Genomic DNA, 17,256 nt, shown 5'->3' on the forward strand with positions numbered 1-17,256 from the left:
CGTGCTGTTATCGGCAATGGGATCGCGCGGACCATAACCGGTGGAGCGAATACGGCTGGCTGGCACACCCTGGTTCATAAAGTAACGCGCCACACTGCCCGCGCGCTCCTCCGAAAGCTTCTGATTTGTTTGGAAGCTACCCGTGGAGTCCGTGTAGCCGTTAATTTGCATCAAGGTTTTATCAAACTCCTGGGTCACCAGTACCACGCTGTCCAGCACACTGGTAAAGCCGCCTTGAATCGCCGAACTGCCGGTATCAAAAGTGATATTGCCGGGCATAATCAGTTTGATGGTGTCGCCCACCCGCTGCACACCAACACCTGTGCCTTCCAGGCGCGCGCGCAACTTCGCTTCCTGGCGATCCATGTAATAGCCGTAACCGCCACCCGCAGCGGCTCCAGCGGCGGCGCCGATCAACGCGCCCTTCTTGCGATCGTCCTTACTGGACACCGCAGCGCCCAGCACCGCGCCACCCAGCGCACCCCAACCGGCACCCTTGGCAGTGTTACTGGCTTTTTCCTCACCGGTGTACGGGTCGATACTGCAGGCGGCCGCAAACAACGCCACCGTCATCAGCGCCGTCAAGCGCATCGCCTTTTGAATACGAATCATAAATCCCCCTGTCTCATTTAAACATCTGCCTTGCTACAGACTTTGATTTGATGATGGCACAACTTCTCCAGAAATAAACGGCGACTATTCACATCGCTCGCGATTAACCGCCGTTATGACAAGCTGATAGTAGACCTAGTTCAGCGGCGCCCGCCACTGACCATCGCTATCGGCATCCATATAAATCGGATTACTCAAGGCCAAAGGGGCCAAGCCCGGCAACAGCTGGCGATAACGCTCACCGGCACTGCCGCTGGCCTCGACCACCACCCAGCTGTCATTGTCGACCAACAACTCTACCACTTTGTGATCGTTGGCGGCGCAGCGCAGCTGGCGATAGATGCGGCCATTCACCCACACCGTCAGGCGGTCAACGTTCACCCAGGGGGCAGAGCGCAGCTGTATGTGCAACTCACCGCGACCGCCGGTAAACGTATCGCCTATGCCGCTGGACTGATCATCTCGCCTTAGGGTCAAGGCCATAAACGGCCCAGTGGTCATAAAACTGCGGCCCTCGGCCAGGGCCTGTACCATCGCCGACTCACTAATGGGCAGCGGCCCCGCGTCGGGTAAATAAATATAATTGCGCGGCATGGCCACATGTTGGCGCCGGCCGTGTGAGTCGCTATTGCCCGTCGCCCCGCGACGCGCCCCTTGATTAAGCAGCGAAAACCAGTCATCGCGCACCGCCTGATAAACCGCAAACTCACTGCCGTTAATAACTTCTAGCAAGTCGAAATCAATATCGCGCAGGCCGCTGACCGGATCCACACGCAACAGACTGCGGTTGGCGACACTATCCAGCGGCTGTTCCCGGTCGTACTCCCGGCCCACTGACAGGTGCTCGAAGAACGCCAGGTCCCTATCCAGAGGCGCCACCGAACGCGGGTGATTAAGCTGAAATAACGCCCCGGGAGCACGCGCCTTAATATCGGCGATCAACTCTCTCAGGCTGCGCCCCTCCACCTTCGGAATACCGCCGGCATACTCTTGCGGCCGGGCCTGCAACGGAAAAGCATTGCTGTGCCCCACCGTAAACGGCGCCGCACTGGTGTGCGCCATCCCGGTCAGCTCGCTGCCCACTATCAATTGCAAGCGCTCGGCCAAGCCCATCGCCGCCACCGCGCTGCGACCATCGACAATGCGGTTGTGCTCCGAGGCCACCAATAGCTCTGCCCCCTGCGCCGCGAAGCTGCGCAGACGTTCGGCCAGCGGCAGCGTGGCATCGAAACTGCTGCCACTGTGAACATGCAAGTCGGCACTGCGCCAGTGCTCACTGAACCAGGCTCGCTGCGGCGGCCTAATGGGCAGCTCGCTGCGCTCGCCGGCAACCACAGTCAGCAGGTATTCATCGACATCGTATTCGATACCACGCCCCACCAAGACGCGGTAATGGCCGGGCGGCAAATTGAGAGTGGTCGGATCCGAGGGCACACCGCCCAAGTCGACGCGATTCCCCTGATCCTCGTTGCGCAACTGCTCGCCGTCTATGGAAAACTCCAGCAAATCGCTGCCAAATTCCGGATCGGGAGTGCCATTAACACCAAAGAAGTACAGGCTCATCGCCACACCGCGCGGCAGCGCCAGCACCCCGTTGCGCTTGAACACCCAGCGCCCCGAGTCATTGCGGCTGTCAATCACCGACAACTCCCGCGCCTTGCGCTGGCCCCAGGGGGTCAGCGCCTCGACCCGCACGCGCTGCGCACGATCTGGCAAACGCACGCTGAAACTGCCGTCGGCATCGGGCCGCACCTGGGTCAACGGACGCTCATGGCGATCCCAAATACTGAAGGAAACCTGCGGATCACTGCTGTAACCGCGCAGCTGCGGACCGAGATAGATCTGATCAGTTACCGCCGCAACATCGCTGCGCTTGCCCACTAACATCTTAAAGCGCACTAGCAAACGCTCTTTCTGGCCGAGGTCCATAAACTGGTTTTGCAACATGGACAGCCAGTTAAGGCGCTCACTCTGAATCCACAACGGCCGGCTCATCCAACCGTGAAGGCTGTAATCGGGGAAAACTGCCAAGAAGGTCGGCAGCGAGCGACGCGTCCCCGAGGCCATTATCAGCTCGGCGCTTTGCAACTGCACACCGTAACTAATCCCGGCCTCGTAGGCATCACTGCCCACCATGATATTCCAATCCGCCGGCATCAAGCCGTTAATCAACGAGGCACTGTTGTGGCGATCAATATGCTTTTGGGCAAAGCCCAAGGTTGCCTCGGGGGCATAGCTGGACAGACTGAAGGGCGATAGCGCACGCTGTGAATACAGACTAAACAGGCCGCTCATACGCAGTGGGGCGCCGGACGCATAGCGGCTAATTTCCACCTCTACGTTCAGCGCCCGACTCCCCTCCGCCAAACGATAACGCACAATCTGCCGCAGGCCATCGCGCTGGCCCAGGGTAATAATCTGCGCGCCCTCGTCGCCGAGTTCAGCGCTGATGCGCTGCACCGGAATCGCCGTGTCCTTGCTGAGGCCAGTGAGAAAATTGGCATAGCTCCACTGGTCATCATCGCGATCACAGTAGCCCAGATCCACCAGACTGCCGCCGCCGCTAACAATGCCGGCATCGTGGTCGACATCGCTAATCGCCGCGCACAAGATGCCGTTGCTCAGCCACCAGTCGCCGACACCGGCAATGGCATCGGGGCCTCCGCGCGGATAGCTGTCCAGACGCGAAGCCAGCATTTGCTCGGCGCGCAACAGCGACGGCGGCGACTCGCCCTGCTCGAGGCGCGCCTCAGGCAAAAACTCCACGGCGTCCTCCGCCGCTTCCTGGGCGAGCAGCGGCATGGCCAGCGCGCCAGCCAAGGTCACCCCAGCGACAAGGCGGTGATGCATCGCCGCACTGCGCCCCAGAGCAAACCGGCTCAGCACCTATTGCACCCGTCCACCGCGCACACGGACATCGGTCTGCTCAGCGGGAAACTTGTTCATCAAAAAATCGTGGGCGGCGCGGCGCTGCAGCTCCGCCAGGGCAAATTGCGACTCCAAAAAAGTGTACACCGCCAGCGTATTAAGCCAGTGCTGACGAATCGGATTCATCGCCGGAGGCAGTGGCATTTGCGTACACAATTTGGGCTGTTCACCAAAAATCAGCCCCTCTTCGGCGCTGCCCAGCTGCCAGCTCCAATCCTCGTCCTCGGTTTTTTCCAGCCCCTGAGTCACCTGGTGACAGCCGATACTGTCGGGGTTTTCCAGCCAGCGCAACGCAGTCGCCACACTGGCGAAACCGGTGTGGGAGGCGCCGTCAATGCTCACTAAAATCGCGCCGGGAACACGCTCAGGGATATCGGCGGCATTCTCCGCATAGTCAATCATCGGATCATCCGGCGAGGCGATCATCATAAAGGGCAACTTTCGATGGCGAAAAAACGCCGGAGACAACATATAGCTGGGGCCGGCAATCGACACCGCTGCGGCAATGCGCGGATCATGTAGCCGCGGATGGTAGGCCACCAGGGTGGACGTCATGCCGCCCAGAGAGAGGCCGATGGCGGCAATACGCGACTCGTCAATATGCTGATAGAACTGGTTGCCCTGCTCCGCATTCCAGCTGAGCAATTGATCCAGCAGAAAGCTGATGTCAGCCGGCTGATTGACCACGTCTTTAACCAAAGGTCCACCCGGGGCATCAAAATGCGTCAGTGGATAATCCATGGCGGCGACAATATAGCCGTGACTGGCCAAATGCTCTGCGAGATAGCGGCCGCCGTTGCGGTCCGACATAAAGCCGTGACTGTAGATCACCAACGGCGCCTTGCCGTACATCGGCTCGGGAACCCAAATACGGGTCTTCAGCTCGCGCTGATCATCGCCGGCAAAGTCGCCATTGGCCTGCAGTGGCCGACTGCGATCTGCGAGGGTGATATCAAAATACGTCACCGCCTGCGGCCCCGGCTGCAACCACGTCGCCGACACCGAGTTCTCCGCCAGGGGAACGGGAATCGCAGTGAATTTGAACAGCGCCAGCGCCAGGCCGATAAGCGCGACAAGGATCAGAAGAATTTTCTTAAGCATACGCCGCTATCTTGCTGGAATTGAAAGCCTTAACTTAACAAGAGCGGGGGCTGGACTCCACTGGCAACACCGATAAAAACACAAAAACCGTCTCCGCGCCGCCGCCAGCCACAGGCCGGCGAGACCGCGAAGAGGGGCTTCGGGAATTAATGCTCGACAAAGGCGCGCTCAATGACATAGTGGCCGTATTCTCCCGCGCGGGTCTCGCGAAAGCCCTGCCCCTGCAACAACTGACAACTGTCCTTGAGCATTGCCGGACTGCCGCAGAGCATAAAGCGATCGGCATCGACGCTCAGCGGCGGCAAGCCGATGTCCGCCATCAGCTTGCCACTGCGAATCAAATCGGTAAGCCGCCCGGTGTTGTCGTAGTCCTCACGGGTAACCGTAGGGTAGTAAATCAGCTTGTCACGCAGGATGTCGCCAAAATATTCCTGCTGGGGCAGGTGCTCGCGTATCAACTGCTGATAAGCCAACTCACTCTGATAGCGCACCCCATGAGCGAGAATCACCTTGTCGTACTGCTCGTAGATCTCCGGGTCCTTAATAATGCTGAGAAAGGGCGCCAGCCCGGTACCAGTGGCCAGCAGGTAGAGATTGCGACCCGGCAGCAAATTATCGGCGATCAACGTGCCCGTGGGTTTGCGACTGATCAGAATCTCATCGCCGACCTGAATTTTTTGCAGCCGCGACGTCAGTGGGCCATCCGGCACCTTGATACTGAAAAACTCCAGCTGCTCCTCGTAATTGGCGCTAACGATGCTGTATGCACGCATCAGTGGCCGCCCCTCACGCTGCAAACCAATCATGGTGAAATGGCCATTTTTAAACCTGAACGAGGGATCGCGACTGGTTTTAAAACTGAACAGCGTATCGTTCCAGTGATGCACACTCAGTACCCGCTCAGAAATAACATTGCTCATGGCTCGCTCCTAGTGCCGCAACCCTGCGGCGCAAACTCAACATTTGCAGTCACTGTACGGGGCAACTATCATATCGACAAAACAATTTATTCTAATTTAAATAATCGGCAAAACTGATATGCACTACACCCTCAGGCAACTCGAAGTCTTTCTGGCCGCCGCCCACACGGAAAATATCACCCGCGCCGCCGAACAGCTGTCAATGTCCCAGTCGGCGGCGTCCAGTGCCCTCAAAGATCTGGAAAAACAATTTTCCATTCAACTCTTCGACCGCATCGGCAAGCGACTGCAGATCAATGAACTGGGCCGCGCCCTGCGACCCCAGGCCGAGGCCCTGCTCGACCAGGCTCAGGCGCTGGAGCAGGCACTGCGCCAACACGATCGGATAGGCGAGCTAAAAATTGGCGCCACACTGACCATTGGCAACTACCTGGCGGTCGACCTCATGGCCGACTTTATCCAGCGCCACCCCAGTGCCAGCGTCAAGCTGCACGTTGCCAATACCGAGGCAATCAGCCAGCAAGTCCTTAATTTCAAGCTGGATATGGGATTGGTGGAAGGCGAATTGCAGCACCCCGACCTGGAGGTGACAAAGTGGCGAGACGACGAACTACAGGTGTTTTGCAGCCCCGAGCACCCTCTGGCGAGCAAGGCCACACTGAGCGACAAGGAACTCATCGAAGCCCAGTGGATACTCCGCGAGCCTGGCTCCGGCACCCGCCAGGCCTTTGATCGGGCCATGCACGAGCTGCTACCGAAAATGGATATCCGCCTGGAACTGCAGCACACCGAAGCCATCAAGCGTGCAGTCGAAAACGGTCTGGGCATTGGCTGCCTGTCACGACTGTCTCTGGCCGGCGCCATCGACAGCGGCCGGGTGGTCGCCCTGCCGACGCCCAGCCGCGATCTGCGCCGCCATTTCTACTTCATTTTGCACCGTCAGAAATACCGCAGCGAGGGCATTATCCGCTGGCTGGAACTGTGCCGGAACAGCTGATTAACCGCCGGCCAACTCCAGCTCAACCTGCTTGGCAAAGCGCCGCGGCCGGGGCAGTATCAGCAGCGCCGATACCGAACACAGGGCCATGGTTACCGTCATCGGCCACAGCTGTTCACTCACAAAGCGTGTCGACAGGGCACTGATCAGCGCACTGATCAGGTACTGGCCACTGCCCAAGAGCGCCGAGGCAATACCGCTGTGCTGCGGGAAGAAGTGCAGGCAACAGGCCTGGGAATTGCCCATCACCCCACCCAGTGCACCGACACTCAACACCACCAATATCACCACCAACCACAGCGGCGGATTAAACGCCGTGGCCACCAACAAGCCAACGCAGGCAAGGCTTTGCAGAATCACCGCGCCATAGAGTATGGCCGCCGCCGGCAGGGTATTGAGCAAGTAGTTATTGACACGGTTACCGATCGCCAAGGTAATAATATTGGCGGCGAACAATATCGAAAATACCGTTTCGCTCTGACCGTAGTGTTCGATATACACCACCGAGGAGTTGACCAAAAAACTCATCATCACCGCAAAAGTCAGCCCCTGGGCCAGCAGGTAGCGCATCGCCACCCGGTGACTCAACACATAGCGATAGCGCTGCCGCAAACTCTGCGCCGGCCCCGGCGGCGCCGCGCGCTCGGGAATATGCAAAAATCGCCAGGTGGCAAACAACACCAGTGAGCCGTATACCGCCAGCGCCACAAACACCGCTCGCCAGCCACTAAGGGTGTACAGCAACGTACCCAGGGCCGGGGCGATGGCCGGCGCAAAGATGGTAATCAGAGCGATCAACGCAAACAGCTTGGCAGTCGCCTGCCCCTCGGTATTGTCGCGAATGATCGCCGGCACCACCACCGAGGCAAAACCACCCCCCACCGCCTGTAATACCCGTGCCAGCCAGAAAACACCCAAGCTTTCGGCGCTCGCCAGTACCAGGCTGGCCGCAAAGAACACCGCCAGACCCATGAACAGTACCGGCCGGCGCCCCCAGTAGTCACTGAGCGGCCCACCACAAAACTGACCGAGACTGAGTCCCAAAATATACAAACTCACGGTCACCGCCAGCTGCTGCACCGGCACGCCAAAATCTCGGGCAATAGCCGGAATCGTGGGCAGATAGAGGTCGATAGCCAGCGGCGACATGGCAAACACCGAGGCCAGCAGGAAGGTCATGGGTAGGGAGAAGGCGCGGGAATTCATCTGGGCTCCAAATAGCTTTCCAGAAAGATAATAACTGGAAACTAGCTTTCCAGCAAGATAACATCCCACTAACCCTATGCCTTTGGAGACATCACCTTGGACGACCGGCGCATCAGCATTGCCGAGCTGCGCACGCAGCAACGCCACCACTGGCCCCAAGCCTATCGCAACAGCCAACCGGCCGTCTTGTGACTGCTGCGCGCCGCCGACGACTACCTGCGGCTGAGCAGCGAACAGCTGCAAAGCCTGTCGCTACTGCCGGCAGAATTCGACGTACTCGCCGCCCTCAAGCGCCAGGCCCCGCCCCACTGCATCAGCCCAACCGCGCTGTGCCAAGCGCTGCTAATGAGCAGTGGCGGCCTGACCAAGCTACTCAAGCGACTCGAGCAGGCCGGTCTGGTCTCTCGCCCCGCCAATCCCGACGACGGCCGCAGCCAATTGGTTCAACTCAGTGAGCTGGGGGCGCAGCGCGCCGAACAAGCCATGGCACGCCTGTGCAGCCTACAGCAGCAGTGGCTGTCGCCACTGGATCGCGCGCAGTGCGATCAACTCGACCAGCTTCTCGACGCACTGATCGGCGACCGCGCCCCTCCCAAGACTTAAAATTGCCAGCGCAGCGTCCAAAAAAAGTCCACTTGCTGGCGCTCCAGGCGCGGCTCGTCGTCGACATCTTCGGCGAGAGGCGTCGCCGCCAAAATTTGCATATGCAGGCCGATGCCGCTGTCGACAGAGAGACTCAGACCGATATCTGCCAAGCTTTGCCAGTCGGCCAGCTCGTCAGTGCTGTCGTGAAAACGCGCCGCGCCATACTCCACAAACAACGCCGGCCGCAGGCTGACACCGCGCCAGCGATAGTGCTGCTGCAGGGCGATATTGGCCAACAGCCCATCGTCCCCGACCAAGGTACCCGGCAGCCAAGCCGACAGACTGCCGCCGCCACCGAGCACCCACTGCTGCTGCTGCGGCAATTGCACGTCATCGGCCCACTGCCCCTGCAGCGAGGCCCGCAACTCGCTGCGCTCGTTCAGCGCCCAGTTCAGCGCCGCCTTCGGCTTAAGGGTCACAAACTCGGCGCTGCGCCGACCAATTCCCACCCCGGGCTCGGGGTCACTGGCAAAGCTGCCATCATCATCACTGAGCCCCACCTCTGCCGCCAACTCCACGCGCGCAAACGCCGCCCGCTCAAACCAAGTTTCGCGCAAGGTATAACGCAGTCCTAATTCCAGCGCCGCATAGCGCTCGTCGAGCAAGGCGCCGTCGCCCGCCTGGGGCTCGATGCGCGAGTCGACATAGGACAGGCGCTCAAAAACATTCAAGCGCCGCAGCGGATTGCTATACAACAGTTGTTCACCGCGCACACTCAGCTGTTGAATCTCGGCATCCAGCGCCACCGTACTGAGTTCCGTCTGCACCGGACAGTTGACCAGCGGCGGCAAGCAAAGCCCGCCCCCACCACTCGCCGTTGTCTCCAGCTGCGGGCTGCGCTCATAACGAATGTGCGACAACTCAAGACCATAGAGGCCATAACGCAATGGCTGATCAAACGACAACTCCACCTGCTGGTAATCATCGCCGTCACCGGTTTCTCCCCAGTCGCTAATCGCTGCCTGATAACCGCCGCGCAACTGCGCGCCGTTGGCAAAGCGCTGACTGCCCGCCAAGCGAGCGAAGTAACGCCCCAGAAAGCGACTGCCCTGATTATTCAACTCCAGCTCAACATCGGTGGCGCGATAATCAGCGGCGGGGCGCTCAATAAAGTCGAGAATCACCTCGCCATCCGCGTGCAGCTCGTAACTGATACTGTACTCTAGCCCGGCACGCTCAGCGTAGAGTGTTGCCGGCACCCTGGCGCGATCAAACTCGTCCAACTGCAAGTTGGCATCACCGACCAAGCCATCAAAAAAATGGGTGAGCCGCGGGTTCCCGCGCAGCCCTTTCAAGCGGCTTTGACCAACAATTACCGTGACCGTATCGCCGAGGCGAAAATACCGCAGCGACACCAGCAACTGCCCCATATTGTAGTAATGGCGACTCAGCGCAGTGATCGCCGCAGACGGACTATCCGCCTCAGCCAGCAGTTGCTGTAGCTGTTCCGTCGTTAAATAGGGCGCTTGTTGAACGCGCAGCAGCACACCGTTGATACGCCGTGCAACGTAGCTGCCGCGATATTGACTGGCCTCTTCAATTTGCTCCTGGGTGGCTAGCTGCGGCGGCATTACCGGCGGCAGGTCAATGGCCATGAATGTACTCCTTAACGCAATAGGCGGGGCTGGTGGGGGGTTAGTTAGACAGCAGACGCAGCTCAACACGGCGGTTGGCCGCATAGTCATCGACGCGCAGCGGTTGTGACTCACCGTAGCCGCGGGCGCGAAGGCGCTCGCCGGCAATGCCGGCGGCCTGCAGATACTGCATCACCGCGCCAGCGCGGCGCTCCGACAGCCGCAAATTATACGCCGCAGTGCCACGGGCGTCGGTATGACCGGCGATTTCCACCACCGCCAACGGACTGCCTTGCAATACCGCTGCGGCACGATCCAATACTAGTCGGCTGGCCACCGACAACTGCCAGCTGTCGGTGTCAAAATTTACACCGTCCAGGCGCAGTGGCACTGCCTCATCGAGGTGGCAGCCATTGGCCATTACCCGGCGCTGCGGCGGCGTGCTGCGACACTGATCATCGCGATCGCAAATACCGTCGCCATCACCATCGACGCAATCCTGTTGACGCGCCTGGATATAGCTAATGCGATAACGGGGATCGGGCTGCGCGGGCCGCTGCAGTGCCGGCTGATCACCGGCTGCCGCCAGCGGCCCATTAATAACCGCGCGGCGCGCTGGCGCATCCATCTCCGCCAGCTGCTCACGCGCGAGCGGCGACATCCCCAGACCGCCCTCCTCCGCCGGCGCCGCGGCCAACGGGACCGTCGACATGCTCCCGTCCAGCGCAATCACCGCATCGTCCAGCGCCAACCCCGTGGCCACACTGACATCGCTGAGCAGCGGCAATAAACCCAGGGAACGGCTCAGCTCGGCCAACAACCCAGCCTGGACCGGCAGACCCACAACAGAGACAAAGGCACCGACAGCAAAGGCGGCGCGATAACGATAAATTCGGCTTGGCATGAAACCACTCTTGTAATTAGCAGCCCAGCGCTAAAATGTAGCACCGGACTGCGGCATTATGCGTCAATCTACACAAAATGGCAGTTATCCGTCACTCAACAGCTGTCGCTTAGCCGCGCTAAACTCCTCATCGGAGAGACTACCGGCGCGGTGCATTGACTCCAACTTTTGCAATTCGTCAGCCAGGGCCGTCGGCGTAGGCGCCTGCGCAGGCAGCGTGTCACTGAGCCCCAGCCACTGCCCCAATTTGCGAAAAATCCGCGCGATACCCCGCCACAGTTTGGGCAGCAACCAAATTAACAGCAAAATAAACACGACAAACAACAGCAGAAAAATCACCGGGTGGTTCAACGCCAGCCACAAGCCGCCCAGCACTGCGACGTCCTCACCGACCGAGGCCGCCCAGTTGCTTACTGGCTCCGGCGAGGTGTTGATCAACATCCGGCTACTCGCCTTGGCGGCGTGGGTCACCGACGTCACCGACCCCCCGACGATCCCCGCCGCCAACTGCAGCGCCGGGCTGACATCACCGACGGTATTCGCCGCCAACAGCGCCCCGGCGGGAATCCGCACAAAGGTGTGCAAGGCATCCCAGCCGGTATCCACCCCGGGGATCTTGTCCGCAAAAAACTCCACACCATACATCAAGCCGGCGGCCATAATGACCGCCGGATCCTGCACCACCTGCAAATTCTCCGGCAACACCACGCCACCGCTGGCACCCCCTAGCCCCAGCACCAAAATCGCGGCATACAGATTTAAACCACTGGCCCAGGCCACCCCCATGGTCAGTGAAATCAAACTCACTAACTGCTGATATTCATCCACCTCAACACTCCTCGCCCAAGCGGCGCAAAAAAACCAGCGCAATTACCACCGTGGTCAATTCAAAGGCCAAGGCGCCAAACGTATAGGCCGCCGCCGCGCCATCCACCGCCAAACCCAGCAAACGCCCGGCGCCAATACCGGCGCAAACCACCACCTGCATGAACAACACCGGCCGCTGCCACGCCGGCCGCCAGCACGCCGCAGCCGTTACCGCGGCAATCGCCAGCTCCAAGCCGCCGTACATGGCACGCAGCTCAGCGGTCGCCACGGCACCGTCGGCCGACACACCAGCGTAGCCTGCCAGCAACTCGGGACGAACCAGCAAAACGGCGCCGATTCCCCCCCAAAATGCCGCCAAGTACAACAAAAACACCCGCAACATCCCCGCCCTCCCAGTATTCACTGACCCCAAGCGTCAACCAATTCGACCGGAACGGTCAATCGCTTTTAGCGAGAAGCGATTAGTATCGTCAGTCTAGCGTGGAGGACAGCAATGTCGACAATGGAAAGCTACCCGGATAATCCGAGCTACGGCAGCGGCAGCTTTCGCCGCCGCATTCGGCTGCGCGCCAGTGACACCGAGGTGCTCGCCGAACTGGAAGACCACAACCACGGTTTTCGCCTGCGCCTGCAACACGATGGCCAACAGGTAACCACCATCGATGCCGAGACACTGCGCATTCCCTTCAGCACCTGCCCCGGCGCCGTCAAGCCACTGCGCGAACTGTGCGGACTGCCCATTACCGAAGACAGCCAACAGCTCATCGCCAACAGTAAACCCAGCGCCAACTGCACTCACCTCTACGACCTGAGCCTGCTGGCCATCGCGCAAGCGGCACGCGGCCCCGGCGAGCGGCTATACGACATTTGTATCAGCGATGAAACCGACGAGCAGCCCAGCGCAGCGGAAATTCGCCTTGACGGCCAGCTGCTGCATCGCTGGCTGTGTCGCGACTGGTCTATTGTTGAGCCGGCCGAGTTGGCCGGCAATGTGCTGTACAAGGGCTTTACCACCTGGGCGAATGCCGCCTTCAGTGGCGAGGCGCAACGCGCCGCCTTCGCCCTGCAAAAAGGCTACTTTGTCGCCAGCGCACGCCGTTATGATCTCGACGCCATGGCCGGGGAAGCCGCCAACGACGCACGGGAGATAATGTACGGAGCCTGTTATACCTACACCTCCCCGCAAATTGAACAGGCACAGCGCCTAGCCAGTAGCGTGCGCGATTTCAGCGACACGGCGGAACAGCTGCTCGAGTTCAGAGTCGATGGCTAGGCAAATGGGGGCAGCGCTCAATAAGCACAGTAATAAGCACAAATACGAATACTGTGACATTGTGGCGCAAACTATAGTTAAACCATACCACGAACAAGCGGCCGCTAACGCCGACTGTACCCCCCGACGTCTCCATAGTAGTACCCCCACTTGGCACCCAGACTTTGGGTGCTTTTTTTATGCCGGCGCACTAACTACTCGACAACAGCAGCGCCTTCGACCGCGGGCAAATTCTGCGGAAGCCACCAGCCTCATTACGCACAACTACGAATATTTTGCCCCGGCAGCGAGCGCTACAGTGGAACCATCCTCAGCGATGCCGGCCCAGCAGTCCGCCGACCATCGTAGACGTCTCCATAGTAGCACCCCCGCTTGGCACCCAAATTTTGGGTGCTTTTTTTATGCCGGCGAATTGCCATCAATCCAGCAGAAAGACCAGCGACAACCGCGCCGACACCGTCTCGCTACCCAGCAACATAGGGGCATCCGCACGGCCCTTGGCCTCCATCATCAGTGCGCGCGGCGCCAGCGGCACTACTGGCGCGGCACCGGCATCCACACGATACACCTTGCCGAGTTGGCGACCGACATTCGCCGCCAACAGCGCCGCCCGCTGACGGCCATCGGCCAAGGCGGCAAGCAGCGCGCGCTCGGCCAACACCTCGCGGTCGGACACGATAAAACGCACTTCACCCAACTCGCTGACTCCCGCTGCCACCAGGGCGTCGACCAAGGCCCCATAACGGCTCAAATCGGCCAGCGTTATATCGACCTGGCGCACCAGCCGCTGACCGCGCAAGCGGCGCTTGCCATCTTCCCAGCTATAGTCCGGGTGGACGAGAATCTGCGAAGCGCGAATTGCCGTATCATCAACACCTTGTTGGCGGGCCGCGCGCAGCACCGCCGCCACCCGGCGATCCACCTCAGCCTTCGCCTCTGCGGCCGTATCGCGCGTCTCAGAGACCTGCAAGTGCAATTTGGCGATGTCGGGCAGAGCCTCGACTTCTCCGTAGCCTTGGACCACGATATGGGCGCCATCGGGCAGGGCCGACGCCATCAGCAAGGGCGACAGCAACAGGTTCAGCAAGACAACGTTTATCAGCTTCATGGGAAGGGGTTTCCTTTAGATAATCCATCCTTAGTTACACTGGCAACAGGCTTGCCAGCCAATAATTACGACACGCGCCAGACGCGATGTCACTGACACTCACCAAGCGGGAGAAACACAATGAACAGCCAGGTTGACAACAGCGCAGCTGACAACATTCAGCGCCTTCTCACCAAGCAGCGCACGGCCTATATTGCCGAAGGCGCGGTTAGCGCCGACACACGCATTGACCGCCTGCAGCGTGCCATCGATCTGATTTTCGACAACCGCGAGGCCATCGTCGACACCCTCAGCGCCGACTTCGGCCACCGCAGCAGCCACCAGTCATTGATGTCTGACATCTACGCCACTATTGAGTGCCTCAAACACAGCAAAAAGCACGTTAAAAAGTGGATGAAAACCGAGAAGCGCAAAGCGCCATTCCCCATGAACTTACTGGGCGGCAAAGCCCGCGTCGAATACCAGGGCAAGGGTGTTATCGGCATCATCGGCACCTGGAACTTCCCGGTTAACACCATTTTTTCACCGCTGGCTGGCGTCCTGGCCGCCGGCAACCGGGCAATGATCAAGTGTTCAGAAGTCACGCCAAAAACCGGCGAGCTTATCGAGCAACTGGTCGCCAAGTATTTTAAAGAAGATGAGCTTGTCGCCATCAATGGCGGCCCCGACGTCGGCGCAGCGTTTTCTGCGGCTCCTTTCGACCATATTATTTTTACCGGCGCCACATCGATCGCCCGCCACATCATGCGCGCCGCCGCTGACAACCTCACCCCGGTAACGCTGGAGCTGGGCGGCAAGTCACCGGTCATCATTGGCGACAGCTATCCCATTGAAGAGGCCGCCGAACGCATCATCAACGGCAAAACCCTCAACGTCGGCCAAGTTTGCCTGTCACCAGACTATGTCTTTGTCCCCGAGGCCAAGCTGGAAGGCTTTGTCGAGGCCGTCACCAAGCACCTGGGCACGCTGTTCAGCTCCCTGCTGAACAACCCCGACTACACCTCTGTCGTTAACGACCGGCACTTCCAGCGCCTGCAGGGCTACTTGGCCGATGCCCGCGAACAGGGCGCTGACGTTCGCGAATTCAATCCCGCCGGCGAGGACTTCAGCCAACAAAACGGCACCCACAAATTGCCCATGACACTCATCGTCAATCCCAGTGACGAGCTGAAAGTCATGCAAGAAGAGCTGTTCGGCCCCATCCTGTGCATCAAAAGCTATCGTCAGCTCGGCGACTGCCTGGACTACATCAACGCTCGCCCGCGCCCCCTGGCGCTCTACTATTTCGGCAAAGACGCAGCCGAGCAGCGCCATATTCTCGACCACAGCATCAGCGGTGCGGTGACCATCAATGACGTGATTTTCCACGTCAGCTGCGAAGACCTGCCCTTCGGCGGCATCGGCCCCAGCGGCATGGGCAATTACCACGGTGTCGACGGCTTCCGCACCTTCAGTCACGCCAAGGCGGTGTACAAGCAGAGCAACATCAACTTCCAAAAACTCGGCGGCATGCTACCCCCTTATGGCGAAAAGGCCGACAAGACCCTGAAGGCGATGATTCGCAAGTAAATTGCCATACCGCGGCCGCCAGCCGGCGGCCGCCATTTCTCCCCAAAAATTTCACTTCTCTATTTTGTTACTGTGCGCGCATAATCCGCGCGCTGTGCTAGGGTCATCTAAATAATGGCCTCACACGATGTATTGCCCGGTAAAAGGAACGCACATTGACAACGACAGAATCAACCCCGGTAGTACTCGGCTGGCGCGAGTGGATTAGCCTGCCGGGACTCGGTATTGCGCACTTAAAGGCCAAGGTCGACACCGGCGCACGCAGTTCTTCGCTGCACGCCTTCGACATCCAGAAAGTCGAGCAGGACGGCCAGGCTTGGGTAGAATTCAAGGTCCACCCACACCAACATGACAACGAACAAACGGTCAGCTGTCGCGCGCCGCTCAAAGACTACCGACAAGTTACCGACTCCGGCGGCCATCGCAGCATGCGCTATGTGATCGAAACCGAGATGCAGCTGGGCAACGAAAATATCATCGCCGAAATCACCTTGGCGGATCGCTCAGACATGCTGTTTCGCATGCTGATCGGCCGCACGGCAATGACCGGCCGCTATGTCGTTGACCCCAGCCGCTCCTACTGCGTCAGCCAACGCCCGCGATAAACTACTGACCGCCCACAACAGCGCACACCCTGTTCAAAAGAGTCGCAGCCATGAGAATTGCCATTCTGTCCCGCAACCGCCGCCTGTATTCCAGCCGCCGCCTCGTTGAAGCCTGCCAGGAACGCGGCCACGAAGTGCGGGTACTCGACACCCTCAAATGCTATATGGAACTCAGCTCCGACGAACCCGCCGTTTGGTACAAGGGGGAAAAATTGCAGGGCTTTGACGCAGTCATTCCGCGCATAGGCGCCTCTATCACCACCTATGGCCTGGCGGTCATTCGCCAGTTTGAAATGATGGGCACATACAGCCTGACCGAGTCCGTGGCGCTGGGCCGCTCTCGCGACAAATTGCGCGCCCTGCAACTGATGTCCCGGAAAAAGATCGGCATGCCGGTCACCAGTTTTGCCCACGATGTGCACAATACCAAGGAGCTGATCAAACTGGTTGGCGGCGCGCCGGTGGTGGTAAAACTGCTGGCCGGCACCCAGGGCCGCGGCGTAGTGCTCGCCGAAACCGCCAAGGCCGCTGAGAGCGTCATCGACGCCTTCCGCGAACTCAAGGCCGACTTCTTGGTGCAGGAATTTATCAAAGAGGCGGGCGGTTCCGATGTGCGCTGCCTGGTCATTGGCCGCCGCGTCGTCGCCGCCATGCAGCGCACCGCCGCCAGTGGTGAATTCCGTTCGAACCTGCATCGCGGCGGCAGCGCCGAACTGACCAAACTGACCCCGGCCGAGCGCGCGACAGCCGTCAAGGCCGCGCAGATTATGGGGCTGAACGTCGCCGGCGTCGACATTCTGCGCTCTTCTCGCGGGCCACTGGTCATGGAGGTTAACTCCTCTCCCGGACTGGAAGGCATCGAACACGCCAGCCGCAAAAATGTCGCCGGCGAGATCATCAAATTCATTGAAGAAAATGCCGCGCCCAATAAAAACAAAACCCGCGGCAAAGGTTAGGCAGAGAAGCGGTGTACAATTAACGATCGG

16 protein-coding genes are annotated in these 17,256 nt (G+C 59.7%); 6 read left to right on the forward strand and 10 right to left on the reverse strand.

Going from position 1 to position 17,256, the window contains the following annotated elements; all coding sequences use genetic code 11:
- The 4 genes from ABYM29_RS05435 to ABYM29_RS05450 all read right to left on the reverse strand — a co-directional run.
- Positions 1 to 612 (reverse strand): OmpA family protein (locus ABYM29_RS05435; RefSeq protein ID WP_372863110.1); only part of this gene is annotated, 612 nt, incomplete at its 3' end.
- Positions 613 to 747: 135 nt separating this feature from the next.
- Complete coding sequence (locus ABYM29_RS05440; RefSeq protein ID WP_372863112.1) at positions 748 to 3,498, reverse strand: CehA/McbA family metallohydrolase; 2,751 nt, start codon at positions 3,496 to 3,498, stop codon at positions 748 to 750.
- A complete protein-coding gene (locus ABYM29_RS05445) occupies positions 3,499 to 4,641 on the reverse strand; it encodes an alpha/beta hydrolase family protein (protein WP_372863115.1) in 1,143 nt (380 codons plus the stop codon).
- A gap of 146 nt (positions 4,642 to 4,787) precedes the next feature.
- Positions 4,788 to 5,561, reverse strand: coding sequence for a ferredoxin--NADP reductase (locus ABYM29_RS05450; protein ID WP_372863118.1), 774 nt, complete (start codon positions 5,559 to 5,561; stop codon positions 4,788 to 4,790).
- A 118-nt stretch (positions 5,562 to 5,679) separates the two neighbouring features.
- Between ABYM29_RS05450 and ABYM29_RS05455 the strand changes: the two genes are divergently transcribed.
- A complete protein-coding gene (locus ABYM29_RS05455) occupies positions 5,680 to 6,558 on the forward strand; it encodes a LysR family transcriptional regulator (RefSeq protein WP_372863121.1) in 879 nt (292 codons plus the stop codon).
- Here the strand turns inward: ABYM29_RS05455 and ABYM29_RS05460 are convergent, their stop codons facing one another.
- On the reverse strand, positions 6,559 to 7,764 hold the full coding sequence (locus tag ABYM29_RS05460; RefSeq protein ID WP_372863124.1) for a multidrug effflux MFS transporter: 1,206 nt from the start codon (positions 7,762 to 7,764) through the stop codon (positions 6,559 to 6,561).
- A gap of 255 nt (positions 7,765 to 8,019) precedes the next feature.
- On the opposite strand from ABYM29_RS05460, the gene ABYM29_RS05465 reads away from it, so the two are divergent.
- On the forward strand, positions 8,020 to 8,367 hold the full coding sequence (locus ABYM29_RS05465) for a MarR family winged helix-turn-helix transcriptional regulator (RefSeq protein WP_372863192.1): 348 nt from the start codon (positions 8,020 to 8,022) through the stop codon (positions 8,365 to 8,367).
- Here the strand turns inward: ABYM29_RS05465 and ABYM29_RS05470 are convergent.
- From ABYM29_RS05470 to ABYM29_RS05485, 4 genes are all read right to left on the reverse strand, one after another.
- Positions 8,364 to 10,004 (reverse strand): hypothetical protein, encoded by a 1,641-nt coding sequence (locus ABYM29_RS05470; protein WP_372863126.1) that lies wholly within the window; start codon positions 10,002 to 10,004, stop codon positions 8,364 to 8,366. The genes ABYM29_RS05465 and ABYM29_RS05470 overlap by 4 nt on opposite strands.
- Positions 10,005 to 10,044: 40 nt before the next feature.
- Positions 10,045 to 10,887 (reverse strand): OmpA family protein, encoded by an 843-nt coding sequence (locus ABYM29_RS05475; protein ID WP_372863129.1) that lies wholly within the window; start codon positions 10,885 to 10,887, stop codon positions 10,045 to 10,047.
- A gap of 84 nt (positions 10,888 to 10,971) precedes the next feature.
- On the reverse strand, positions 10,972 to 11,715 hold the full coding sequence (locus tag ABYM29_RS05480) for a DUF4126 family protein (protein ID WP_372863131.1): 744 nt from the start codon (positions 11,713 to 11,715) through the stop codon (positions 10,972 to 10,974).
- Position 11,716: 1 nt separating this feature from the next.
- Positions 11,717 to 12,097, reverse strand: a complete 381-nt coding sequence (locus ABYM29_RS05485) for a DUF4345 family protein (protein WP_372863134.1) — start codon at positions 12,095 to 12,097, stop codon at positions 11,717 to 11,719.
- A gap of 111 nt (positions 12,098 to 12,208) precedes the next feature.
- Between ABYM29_RS05485 and ABYM29_RS05490 the strand changes: the two genes are divergently transcribed.
- Positions 12,209 to 12,988 (forward strand): DUF2889 domain-containing protein, encoded by a 780-nt coding sequence (locus ABYM29_RS05490; RefSeq protein WP_372863137.1) that lies wholly within the window; start codon positions 12,209 to 12,211, stop codon positions 12,986 to 12,988.
- Between the two features lie 418 nt (positions 12,989 to 13,406).
- Here ABYM29_RS05490 and ABYM29_RS05495 read toward each other — a convergent pair whose 3' ends face one another.
- Positions 13,407 to 14,096, reverse strand: a complete 690-nt coding sequence (locus ABYM29_RS05495; protein WP_372863139.1) for an SIMPL domain-containing protein — start codon at positions 14,094 to 14,096, stop codon at positions 13,407 to 13,409.
- A 120-nt stretch (positions 14,097 to 14,216) separates the two neighbouring features.
- Here ABYM29_RS05495 and ABYM29_RS05500 point away from each other — a divergent pair, with 120 nt between their 5' ends.
- The 3 genes from ABYM29_RS05500 to rimK all read left to right on the forward strand — a co-directional run bounded on the left by ABYM29_RS05500 (position 14,217) and on the right by rimK (position 17,226).
- Positions 14,217 to 15,665 carry a coniferyl aldehyde dehydrogenase gene (locus tag ABYM29_RS05500; RefSeq protein ID WP_372863142.1) on the forward strand — a complete coding sequence of 483 codons (1,449 nt, stop codon included), beginning with the start codon at positions 14,217 to 14,219 and terminating at the stop codon, positions 15,663 to 15,665.
- Between the two features lie 155 nt (positions 15,666 to 15,820).
- Complete coding sequence (locus ABYM29_RS05505) at positions 15,821 to 16,270, forward strand: ATP-dependent zinc protease (RefSeq protein WP_372863143.1); 450 nt, start codon at positions 15,821 to 15,823, stop codon at positions 16,268 to 16,270.
- Positions 16,271 to 16,320: 50 nt separating this feature from the next.
- Positions 16,321 to 17,226: a 30S ribosomal protein S6--L-glutamate ligase gene (gene rimK / locus ABYM29_RS05510; RefSeq protein ID WP_372863146.1), complete on the forward strand. Its 906-nt coding sequence runs from the start codon at positions 16,321 to 16,323 to the stop codon at positions 17,224 to 17,226.
- The last annotated feature ends 30 nt before the right edge of the window (positions 17,227 to 17,256 follow it).

This window comes from Spongiibacter sp. (assembly GCF_041602295.1).
GTDB lineage: Bacteria > Pseudomonadota > Gammaproteobacteria > Pseudomonadales > Spongiibacteraceae > Spongiibacter.

What these genes read in the sequence shown, in the direction of transcription:
- ABYM29_RS05460 (WP_372863124.1), bottom strand. Translation starts at nt 7,764, where the DNA reads ATGAATTCCCGCGCCTTCTCCCTACCCATGACCTTCCTGCTGGCCTCG.
- ABYM29_RS05500 (WP_372863142.1), top strand. Translation starts at nt 14,217, where the DNA reads ATGAACAGCCAGGTTGACAACAGCGCAGCTGACAACATTCAGCGCCTT.
- rimK (WP_372863146.1), top strand. Translation starts at nt 16,321, where the DNA reads ATGAGAATTGCCATTCTGTCCCGCAACCGCCGCCTGTATTCCAGCCGC.
- ABYM29_RS05495 (WP_372863139.1), bottom strand. Translation starts at nt 14,096, where the DNA reads ATGAAGCTGATAAACGTTGTCTTGCTGAACCTGTTGCTGTCGCCCTTG.
- ABYM29_RS05455 (WP_372863121.1), top strand. Translation starts at nt 5,680, where the DNA reads ATGCACTACACCCTCAGGCAACTCGAAGTCTTTCTGGCCGCCGCCCAC.
- ABYM29_RS05475 (WP_372863129.1), bottom strand. Translation starts at nt 10,887, where the DNA reads ATGCCAAGCCGAATTTATCGTTATCGCGCCGCCTTTGCTGTCGGTGCC.
- ABYM29_RS05490 (WP_372863137.1), top strand. Translation starts at nt 12,209, where the DNA reads ATGTCGACAATGGAAAGCTACCCGGATAATCCGAGCTACGGCAGCGGC.
- ABYM29_RS05470 (WP_372863126.1), bottom strand. Translation starts at nt 10,004, where the DNA reads ATGGCCATTGACCTGCCGCCGGTAATGCCGCCGCAGCTAGCCACCCAG.
- ABYM29_RS05485 (WP_372863134.1), bottom strand. Translation starts at nt 12,097, where the DNA reads ATGTTGCGGGTGTTTTTGTTGTACTTGGCGGCATTTTGGGGGGGAATC.
- ABYM29_RS05445 (WP_372863115.1), bottom strand. Translation starts at nt 4,641, where the DNA reads ATGCTTAAGAAAATTCTTCTGATCCTTGTCGCGCTTATCGGCCTGGCG.
- ABYM29_RS05450 (WP_372863118.1), bottom strand. Translation starts at nt 5,561, where the DNA reads ATGAGCAATGTTATTTCTGAGCGGGTACTGAGTGTGCATCACTGGAAC.